The sequence below is a fragment of the Undibacterium sp. SXout20W genome (assembly GCF_049340285.1).
In the GTDB taxonomy this organism is placed as follows: domain Bacteria; phylum Pseudomonadota; class Gammaproteobacteria; order Burkholderiales; family Burkholderiaceae_D; genus Undibacterium.
On sequence record NZ_JBMPPH010000036.1, the window covers coordinates 36,159 to 46,411 of the forward strand.

6 protein-coding genes and 1 pseudogene are annotated in these 10,253 nt (G+C 48.0%); 4 read left to right on the plus strand and 3 right to left on the minus strand.

Annotation, left to right across the window (positions count from 1 at the left end):
• The first annotated feature begins 63 nt into the window (after positions 1-63).
• Positions 64-513 (plus strand): SsrA-binding protein SmpB, encoded by a 450-nt coding sequence (gene smpB, locus ACO0K1_RS15695; RefSeq protein WP_186910631.1) that lies wholly within the window; start codon positions 64-66, stop codon positions 511-513.
• 154 nt (positions 514-667) lie between these two features.
• Here the strand turns inward: smpB and ACO0K1_RS15700 are convergent, their stop codons facing one another.
• Entirely contained in the window at positions 668-1,009 is a 342-nt protein-coding gene (locus ACO0K1_RS15700) for a hypothetical protein (protein ID WP_423027378.1), read from the minus strand.
• 456 nt (positions 1,010-1,465) lie between these two features.
• On the opposite strand from ACO0K1_RS15700, the gene ompR reads away from it, so the two are divergent.
• Together ompR and ACO0K1_RS15710 are read left to right on the plus strand one after the other, a co-directional pair.
• Entirely contained in the window at positions 1,466-2,236 is a 771-nt protein-coding gene (ompR, locus tag ACO0K1_RS15705) for a two-component system response regulator OmpR (RefSeq protein WP_423027380.1), read from the plus strand.
• 20 nt (positions 2,237-2,256) lie between these two features.
• The gene (locus tag ACO0K1_RS15710) at positions 2,257-3,618 is read left to right on the plus strand and encodes an ATP-binding protein (protein ID WP_423027383.1); all 1,362 of its coding nucleotides are present in this window, start codon (positions 2,257-2,259) and stop codon (positions 3,616-3,618) included.
• 211 nt (positions 3,619-3,829) lie between these two features.
• Here the strand turns inward: ACO0K1_RS15710 and ACO0K1_RS15715 are convergent, their stop codons facing one another.
• Positions 3,830-9,256: a hypothetical protein gene (locus ACO0K1_RS15715; RefSeq protein WP_423027385.1), complete on the minus strand. Its 5,427-nt coding sequence runs from the start codon at positions 9,254-9,256 to the stop codon at positions 3,830-3,832.
• 214 nt (positions 9,257-9,470) lie between these two features.
• On the opposite strand from ACO0K1_RS15715, the gene upp reads away from it, so the two are divergent.
• A complete protein-coding gene (gene upp / locus ACO0K1_RS15720; protein ID WP_423027387.1) occupies positions 9,471-10,103 on the plus strand; it encodes a uracil phosphoribosyltransferase in 633 nt (210 codons plus the stop codon).
• A 31-nt stretch (positions 10,104-10,134) separates the two neighbouring features.
• Here the strand turns inward: upp and ACO0K1_RS15725 are convergent.
• Positions 10,135-10,253 (minus strand): annotated as a pseudogene (locus ACO0K1_RS15725) (IS30 family transposase); the annotation flags it as partial.

A 10,253-nucleotide genomic window follows, 5' to 3' on the forward strand; every position in this document is an offset into this window, starting at 1 on the left:
CATCACCGTATCGAAATCATCAATCAGGAATTTGATACGGCAAAGTAACCTATTTTCATCCTAATGAGCATCGCTGATAACAAAAAAGCCTTTCACGACTACTTTATTGAAGAGCAATTTGAAGCAGGAGTCGTCCTCCAAGGCTGGGAAGTCAAAGCCATCCGCGCAGGTCGTCTGCAATTAAAGGAAGCCTATGTCATCGTCCGCGACGGTGAAATTTTCTTGTTTGGTGCCCATATCGGCGCCCTTCCGACTGCATCTACCCATATTCACCCCGACTCTGTTCGCACAAGAAAATTATTGCTGCACGCGGCAGAAATCAGCAAACTAATCGGCAAAGTTGAGCGCTCTGGCTACACTATGGTGCCGCTCAACATGCACTTCGTAAAGGGAAGAATAAAATGCCAAATTGGACTTGCTAAAGGCAAAAAACAACACGACAAGAGGGATACAGAAAAAGAACGTGACTGGCAACGCGAACAACAGAAAATTATGAAGCAGCACCGACGTTAAGCGAATTCGCGTGTTCGTCACATGAAAACAAGTGAAAATAGCCGGAGGTAGGTAGTAGGAGGCAGACTTACTTGGCCGCGAGTATCGAGAGTGAACAAAACGACCGCGGTCAGGAGAAATTCAAAGAGTCAAATGGCGGATAACGAACAATCAATTATTTATTTGGTGCTTGCAATTGTTGTTCAACATCATGTATTTGTTGCCTTAATGCTATTCGCTCTTCACGGCTTAGTTTCGCCTTCGGCTTTTCGTTTTGATTTTTCAAGGGTAATTTCTGATTTACCGCCTCTTCCCCTGCGGCATTTAAAGCCTTACCAGTGGTTACTGGAGGTGCGGTCTCAGCCCGTTTTAACGCCAGCGCTGATTGGTTGGACTTCCCACTCTCTTTAGCAAATTTCTGACCACGTCCGCCTGCTGGCTCTCGGCGAGCAACCGCTGAGCCTGAAAAGATCAAGGCTGCTATCAGAATCATCATTCTGCCGCCGGCTACATTCATCGAATTATCAATCTTAATTTCAGATAATAAAAGAAGGCGTTAAGCCCACCAAATATATCAATCTCACGCAAAAAAGTCATTTTTCGGCAAACACCTATTACCGATCAGAACTCTATTTAATGGCACCAAACACGCGTATCTCTTTGCAAAAACAAAACCTGAAGACCCAGAAGCCAATTCACGATCAAAGGAATGTTTTGATTGAAAATTGAGAAAGAAAAATACAACCTTATTGCGTTTTAGAAACTATAATCGCCATGAAACCCAAAGGTCGGCTCTGTCTGAGCAGCGAGGTTTACCATTGAATCTTCAAGCTAATTGAGCAAAGTAATCGATAGTTATAGTTTAATACTTCTGACTTACGTCCATCTTTCACTAAATGAAATATATGTAACACTTTGTAAGTGCATGGTGTAACAGGTTTCCAAGGCTTGTCGATGCCAGTAAGATATTCACATGAACAAAATTCAATCTCAAGCAGAACCCTCTGCAAAAGCAGTCAATAGCTCGCCGAAGGCAAAAATTTTAGTTGTCGACGATGACCTCCGTTTGCGCGAGCTTCTACGTCGCTATCTGACGGAACAAGGTTTTCAGGTTGTTGGCGCCGAAAATTCTCAAACCATGAGTAAGTTATGGCTTCGCGAACGCTACGATTTACTCGTTCTTGATTTAATGCTGCCTGGCGAAGATGGACTGACCATTTGCCGGCGCCTACGCGGTGCGGGTGATCTCACTCCAATTATTATGCTAACTGCAAAGGGAGAAGAAGTTGACCGCATTATCGGACTTGAAATGGGAGCAGATGATTATCTGCCTAAACCCTTCAATCCACGGGAGCTAGTCGCGAGGATCAATGCCGTATTGCGCAGAAAAGCCCCTGACGAAATACCTGGAGCGCCATCCGATGGCCCGCAAAGCTTCACTTTCGGTAATTTTGTACTTGATCTGGCTACACGCACACTCAAGAAGAACGATGAAATGGTCGCCTTAACCACCGGAGAATTTTCAGTTCTGAAGGTTTTTGCACGTCATGCCCGTCAGCCGTTATCTCGGGAAAAACTCATGGAACTTGCGCGAGGTCGTGAATACGAGGTGTTTGATCGCAGTCTCGATGTACAAATTTCCAGACTTAGAAAATTGATTGAGCCAGACCCATCCAATCCACTCTATATTCAAACCGTATGGGGACTTGGCTACGTGTTCATCCCTGATGGTCAAAAAGCCTAAGTAGTTAATTTCAGATGCAAATGCGTTCCTATTTAAATAGCTTTGAATGGCTACGCAGTGGTCTATTTTGGCGTACTTTTTTTATGCTGGCTATACTGGTCATGTCGAGTATGGCAGTATGGTTTGTCAGTTTTCGCACAGTTGAGCGTTACCCCCGCGCTCAACAACTCACTGCACAAATCACGTCGATTGTTACCATAACCCGCGCTGCCCTGACACATGCAGCACCTGAGAGGCGCAAGGAACTACTGCTTGACCTCGCCAATAATGAGAGTGTCAGGATCTATCTCTTGAACGACGGAGACAGAACCGCTCCCCCTGCCCCAAGCGCGTTTTTCTCAGAGTTAAATAATCTAATGAAAATACATTTGGGCAAAGACACCCGTTTTGCCAAATCAGTCAATGGTGTTGAAGGGTTCTGGGTCAGCTTCGACATCGAAGGCGACAAGTATTGGCTTCGCCTCGACGAAGATCGTATCGAGCCGCCCATTACTTTGCCTTTTCTCAGCTGGACATCAACAACATTGATTATCACCCTCCTTGGAGCAGCGGTGATTTCAAAATTGATCAACGTCCCATTATCACGTCTGAGTTCCGCAGCACGTCTTTTGGCACAAGGAAAACAACCACCTGCGTTACCAGAACTCGGCCCAAAAGAAATTCGCGAAACTAATGCGAGCTTCAATAGTATGGTCGAAGATTTGGCCAGAATTGAAACGGATCGTACCGTTATTCTCGCGGGAATCTCACATGACTTGCGTACGCCTCTGGCGCGCATGCAACTGGAAGTTGAAATGGCAACGCTCGACGAGCAAGCAAGGATTGGCATGCAATCAGATCTGACGCAGATGGATGCGATCATTAATCAATTTCTGGATTATGCCAAGCCAATTGACAACCTCCGTTTTGAAGAAATTAATATAAGCGAACTACTAGAGCAAGTGATACAGGAGTATTCGAGAATCAATTACTTGCACATCCGCTCAGCGATCACGCCAGGACAAATTATTTCTGGCAATAGCACGGAATTACGTCGGATTTTTAGCAATCTTATCGAAAATGCCTGTCGATATGGAAAGAATCCTGATCAACTCAATACGGTGATCGAAATACAGTGCAGCTTGAAAAGCAGGGGTAAAAAACAAGGCATATTGGTCAGTTTCCGCGATCACGGCGAGGGGGCGGCGAGCGATAATCTTGCAAGACTTCTGAAGCCGTTTACACGCGCTGACGCGTCCAGAAGTCAAGCCAACGGATCCGGTTTAGGACTTGCCATCGTTGACCGCATTGTTCGCAGACACCGGGGCAGAATGCGCATTTACAACCATGAGCAAAAAGGTTTTGTCGCTGTAATGATATTCCCTGAAATTAAGTTTAAATAACTTTCATTCGATACAGTCTGTTGAGCAATCCTGCAAATATCGCCATTCCGGACAAATGGGTTCACTTTAGATGGTTAAAAAGTATATGTCTTGAACGGTGGCGTTAATACCGCAATCCAGAACTCCTCTCAAAATTCACACTACAAAAAAAACCCCGCTACTTAATAAAAATAACGGGATTCGTATTGAGCGCTTCGTAAGACACATTAGTTCATTTTGAACCGAACAGGGCGATTTGCACGTCTGCTTTCGCTTTATCAGTCAAATCCTCTTTCGCGGCCTGGTGTTGTGATGCTTTCTTTTGCGAAACCTTTACCGAGACTGGTTGAGGTGCTTGTGAAGGCATCGCCAACTCATAAGTTAATTGCATATTTGAATTAACTTGCTGAGGCGCAGCGACTGCAACAGTCTGCACTTTCGCTGGCGTATTGATAGCAAAAGCGGATGAAATAGGAAAATATGACTCAACTCCTGCAACACCTGCCGCACCGACAATGCCGGCACACACAAGCAACCCAGCAAATACTGAAGGACGCATACGGAAACGGAAGCGTTCCTGTACTTGCACGGAACTTTGCTCTTGTACTTCATCAGTAGCAGTAACGGCAACTGGCGCATTGACCAATATTTGCTGCGCTTGTTGGCGCCACTCTTGCGTATGTTGTTGTTTTTGACGCAATTTGCCAATCAGTTCATTTGCTAAAACTTCTGCCTGCTGATATTCAGCCTCCAATTTCAAACGTGCTTGCTCAGCCTCGTTCTGCAATGCTATTTCCTGTTCAGAAATCGCCTGTTGCAAAGCAACAACACCAGCTAATTGTTGTTCTTCACGCAAGCGAAGTTGTTGCACTAACTTTTCCTGCAATGCCTTTTGTTGCAATTCCTCGGCGCTCATCTTCACTGCTTGTTCCTGCGCTTGCTCTAAGGCCCGCTTTGCAGCCGCTTGTTCAGCGCGACGTTGCAGCAGCAAATCTGCAAAGGCAGCTTGTTGCTCCTCTTGCTCCTCCAAATCTGCCAACAAAGCCTGTTCCTCTTGAACTCTTAACGCAATATCACAAGCCAGTTTTTTTTCTGCCGCAATCCGTTGTGCTGCCAGCTCCGCCAAGACTTGCTCTTGCTGAATACGTTCGTTCAATGCAGCGTTGGCGAGTTGCGCTTGCTGCATTTGCGCGTCAGTAGAGATCAGCAAGGATTGCTCAAGGGCTAATTTTTCTTGCTCTATTGCAGCAGCTTCCAATAGTTGACGGGCGCGAAGTTGGCTTTGAGCTGCTAATTCAGATTCTGCCTTCAAGCGATCTTCAGAGGCTTTCATAATCAGTTTCTCCGCGTCCATTTTTTCGTGAATTGTTTGCAAAGTTTGCTGTTTTAATTCGGCATTTTCTTGTTCACGTTGTTTTTGCAATGCAATCGCTGCAATTTCTTGTTGCAATAACTCAGCGTTACGTGCTTCGAGTTGCTGCAACGCCAGCAACTCATTTGCACGAATTTGGGCCAATTCGGACGCTTCTATTTCGACGGCCGCATGCATACGCGCCAATTCAACGGCGTCTTTTTCGGCATTTAATTTCATTTGCATTGCGACATTCGCATCTTCTTCTGCCTGCGCACGGATTTCCGCAAGCTGCAAGTATTCTCGCTCTGCTTGCTGCCGTTGTTCGGCTGCCATGAACGCGTTTTGTTCGGCAACAAGTTTCTGTTGAACCGCACTCAACTCTTCCAGCGCAACGGCGGCACGACGGTTTTCCATTGTGACTAAGGCTTCAGTTTCGCGCAGCTTCCCAGCCATCGCTTCGGCTGCCAGACGCTGAGCGTGCGCATGTTCTTCAGACTTCGCAAAAATCGATTGTTCTGTCAAAAGTTGCTGTTGTGCGGCAGCATTGGCTAATTGTTCCTGTTCGCTACGCTCAATCGTCAGCTTCATAAACGCTTTTTCAGCAACTAAACGTTGCTCTGCCGCGTATTGTGCCTGCAGTTCGGCGTGTAGCTTCGCATCCAACTCCAAACTTAATTGTTGCTCAATCGCGAGTCGCTGCTGCTCTGCTCTGCTCGATTCCAGCAATAGAGAAGTTTTTTGCTCCAGCGCCGCTGCAGCCTGACGCTTTACTAAGGCTTCTTCAGAGGATTGCGCTAACCAGCGCTTTTCGGCTGAGTTCAATTCTTCCAATGCTTGCTTGGCGGATTCGTCAGTTTGCTGACGCGCATAGATCAATGTAACGTGTTCTTTTTCAACAGCGAGACGAGCCTCCGCAGCCTGCGCGGCATTGATTTCTGCTTGCTCTTTTTCAGCAAGCATGTCGATTAAGGTTTGTTCTGCTGTATTCCGCTCATGTTGTGCAGCTAACAATTGTTGCTCTTGCTGCAGGCGTTGGCGAGCTAATTCAGCCATCAAATTCTGAGCATCTACGTGGGCGGCAAGTTCCTGGTGCAAGGCGCGTTGTGCTGCCAAAGTTGCCTCCGCCGCCAGACGGGCAACGCGTTCTGCATGCGCATTCGCCTCAGCAAACTCCTTAGCTTCAGTTTCGCTCAGAAGTCGGCGTTGTATATCTTGCTGCACCGATTGCTCCGCAACCAGTTTTTGCTCTGTCATTGCTAACAACGCGCCATCTTCGGCAACGCGTTGCAATACAACTTGTTCCAGTTCAGCGATACAGCGATTTTTTTCAACAAGCAGTTGGTGCGCCCTGTGTTGACTGGCGGCGTAAGCCTCAGCTTGTTCTTGCAATGCTTTTTCCGCGAGCAATTTTTGTTCGGCAAGCTCACTTGCCTCCTGTTCCGCATGAGCGCGGGCGGTCGCGGCAACAGCTTGCTCTTGTTCCGCTTTGGCGGCCGCCATCGCTGAGGCATGCGCGATTTTTTCGGCAGCTAACTTCTCTTCAGCGGCTCGTGCTGCATTTTTTGCTGCTTCAGTTTTTTCTTGTTCTAACCTGGCTTGTAATTCCAATGCGGCTACAACGGTCTGTTGGGATTGCACTTTTTCCTGACCAAGGCGCGACAGTTGTGCAGCTGCTTTAGCGCGTGCCGCAGCAGCTTCTGCAGCCAATTGTTCATTTTTGGCTTGCGCCGCAGTTTCTTCCGCTAATTTCGTTTCTTCTGCTAACTTCAATTCTGTCGCGGCACGCAGATTGCGCTCGGTTTCGAGCAAGGTCAAATGTTGATTACGTTGTTGCTCTTCAACTTTGGCCTTAGCTTGCAACTCTGCCGTCAATTGCTTCTCAGCTTGCAACTTCTGCCGAATCGAATTCAATACCGTTTGTTCGGATTCTGCACGTAATTTCAGCGTTTTACCTAATTCTTCTGCCTCCAAAACTTTAGCTTGTGCTGCGCTGACTGCCTGCTTTTGTAGCACGGCATGCTCCTGCATTTTTTGCAAGCGTGCTTGCTCTGCTTGAATCAGCGCTAATCGGGCATTCCGAGTCTCAGCTTCTTGTTGTTGACGTGCTTGCAAGACTGCAACGTGTTCGCGATCGGCATGCGCTCTTGCAATGACTTCTTCCGCCGTTGCTTGTTCAGCTTCTAATTTTGCTTGTGCAGCGCTAATGGCTTGCTTTTCAGCCTCATTGCGGACTTGTTCTGCACGCGTCAACTCCGCCGCTTGACGACTTTTCAATTCAGCCATTGCCGCCGCTTTGCGTTGCATTTCTTTCTGGATTTCAGCCTGTTCTAAAGCTTGCTTTTCAGCTTGCGCAGCAAATTCGAGAGCAATCCTTTGCTCACGTTCTGCTTGCTCCTTGGCTTGCGCCAACGCTTTCATCTCTTCTTCAATGCGCTGATTATTTTCTGCTTCCAATTGGGCTGCTTGCTCGATTGCCAGCTTTTCTTCCGCCGTCTTCAGCATTTGTTGCACTGCTTCAGCGCGACGGCGCTCAGCATCGAGTTTTTCGTCAAGTAACTCCATTGCTTTCGCCTCATCTTGCGCACGCTGTTGTTGGACGCGTAGTAATTCAGTGACATCGCGGCTTTTTTTGACAGTTGCCTCTGCCATGCGTTGTTGCAAGTCAGCTTGCTCCATCGCTTGTTCCAGTGCAATTTTTTCCGCAACATACTCCGTTTCTTGGGCAATACGGGCAGCGCGTTCAGCACCTTCTTGCATACGCATGAGTTCTGCATGATTTTGATCTGCTTTAGCACGGGCGTCGGCTTCTTCAGTTTTTTGACGCTCAGCCTGCAGTTTTCCTTCTAAAGCGGCGGCGGCCTTTTGCTCAGCATCGGCGCGCATTTTTTCGGCTATTGCCAGTTCTTGTGCACGTTTGGCCTTGAGTTCAGCCGCGGTATTGGCTCGTTTAAGGAGTTCAGCCTGAAATGCGCTTGCACTCAACGCCTGCTGTTCCGCATCCGCTTGCTGGCGTGCTGCCAAAACGGCGACCTTTTCAATCTCAATTCTTTCTTTCGCCAACTTGGCAGCACGTTGCTCTTCTGCAACGCGCTGACGTGCAATTTCTGTCGCTTCTTGATCGGCAACTCGACGTTGACGCGCTTCCTCAGCCGCTTCTGCTTCCGCCTGCATGCGCGTGCGCGCCTGCGCATCCGCTTGCTGTTCATTTTCAATCCGGCTCATCGCGGTCGATTGCAGCTCACGTTCGGCACGGATTCTGGACTCTGTCACCTGACGTATTTTATCTTCGGCTTCACGGCGCGCTTTGGCTGTTGCTGCCGCCGTCAATTCGGCTTGTTCACGTCGACTGGCCGCCATATGCAATTCTTGCTCAGCTTGCATACGCAACTGAATGGCTTCTGCGGCACGACGTTCAGATTCCAGGCGCGCTTGAGCAATGGCATCGTGTTCTTGCTCAATCGCCACGCGTGCCAATGCATCTTCACGCGCACGTGCTTCGAGTGGCGCACGATTAAGGGCAAATTCCAGCGCCATTGTTTCTGCTTCTTCACGCTCTTTTGTGACTTGCAAACTCTCGGTACGCACCTTCATCAAGGCTTCTGAGGTTTCACGCGCTTCGCGTTCGCGCCTTTCGCGTTCACGCGCAAGCTCGGCAATACGCGCATCTGCACGTGCCCGTTCGACGGCTTGTTGACGCGCATCTTCGGATGCTGCTACACGCTCAGCCGCCCAATTACGTGCGGTTTCTGTCTCTTTGCTTAGCTTGATCGCTGCTGCCTTTGCCTTTGCTGCAATTTCCTGCTCAGCTTTAAATTGCAACTCTGCTTTAACTTTGGCTTCCTGTTCTAATTTTTGCCGTTCCTCGGACTGTGCCCGCGCTCTGCTTTCCATCTCTGCACGCTCGTGCAGACCCCGTGTTTCTTGTTCATTTGCAGCGATGCGGGCAACGTTTGCTGTTTGGGACTTTTTTTCCGCCAACAATCGTGCCTGACTACTTTCAACCGCCTCTTGTTCCAGTTGAAGTGTTTTTTGTGCCAACTCTGCCGATTCGGCTTCAACCTGAGCACGCGACTCCGCTAGCGCGCGCGCTTGCATTTCTGCTTTAAGGCGAGTTTCAGCTGCCACCGTAGCCCGCGCTTCTGCTTCAACTCGAGCTATGGCCTCACGTATACCTTTAACGTCAATACGGGAATTCGTTTCGAGAGCGTCAGGAGAGGACGAGAAATCATCTTTTTGATCGGCATGGCGATCGAGGGAAAATCCTCCCAAAGAAAATTTATTTAACAGTGTCTGATTGCTGTCCATTCTTCACTCCTGATTTGATAGCTGCCCCCAACATCAGCCGGCCTAGCTGCTGCGGAACTTCTTACCCTGAATTATCAATGAAGAAAAAACAAACAAACGTTAAAGCAAAGCAAGAAAAACCCCTCTATTCGCGCTTATTCAAATGCAAACATCCCCATAACGTTGTCAGGAGACGTAAAATAGCGGTCACTTCAAATTTAGCTGGAGAAATATCTTGAATGAATTAGTCACTGAAATTAAGCACCCATTGGTGCAACACAAATTATCGTTAATGCGCAGCAAAGATACGCCGACAGACAATTTTCGTCGTTTGCTACGAGAAATCAGCCAAATGCTCGCCTATGAAGTAACGCGTGATCTGCCAATCGAATTCACCAAAATCGAGACCCCGATTCAAACGATCGATGCGCCGACCATCAGCGGTAAAAAATTATGTGTTATTTCAGTGTTGCGCGCTGGCAATGGAATTTTGGATGGCATGCTGGATATTTTGCCTAACGCCCGAGTTGGTCATATTGGCCTATACCGTGACCCAGCAACATTAGAACCTGTTGAGTACTACTACAAAGTGCCTGAAGATATCGCTGACCGCCTGGTCATCGTGGTTGATCCAATGTTAGCAACCGGCAATTCTGCCGCCGCTGCGATCGCACGTCTGAAACTTGGCGGCGCGGTCAGTATCAAATTTGTTTGCCTGTTAGCAGCCCCTGAAGGCATCAAAGTCATGCAAAATGCACACCCAGATGTGCCTATCATTACGGCATCAATAGATCAGTGCTTAAACGACCACGGTTATATCGTCCCAGGTTTGGGCGATGCAGGTGACCGTTTATTTGGTACCAAATAAACGAATCTAAATAAAATAATAAAAGGCGGATTCAATTTCGAAGTGCAACCACATGTTGATGCGATTGTAACTGCTTCATAAATACTTGGTGCGGCGTTTTGAAGCCGAGACATTTTCTGGGACGATGATTTAAGCTGTTCATCGCCCATA

Excerpts from the sequence above, each read along its gene's own strand:
- smpB (WP_186910631.1), top strand. The coding sequence starts at position 64 with ATGAGCATCGCTGATAACAAAAAAGCCTTTCACGACTACTTTATTGAA.
- ACO0K1_RS15700 (WP_423027378.1), bottom strand. The coding sequence starts at position 1,009 with ATGAATGTAGCCGGCGGCAGAATGATGATTCTGATAGCAGCCTTGATC.
- ompR (WP_423027380.1), top strand. The coding sequence starts at position 1,466 with ATGAACAAAATTCAATCTCAAGCAGAACCCTCTGCAAAAGCAGTCAAT.
- ACO0K1_RS15710 (WP_423027383.1), top strand. The coding sequence starts at position 2,257 with ATGCGTTCCTATTTAAATAGCTTTGAATGGCTACGCAGTGGTCTATTT.
- ACO0K1_RS15715 (WP_423027385.1), bottom strand. The coding sequence starts at position 9,256 with ATGGACAGCAATCAGACACTGTTAAATAAATTTTCTTTGGGAGGATTT.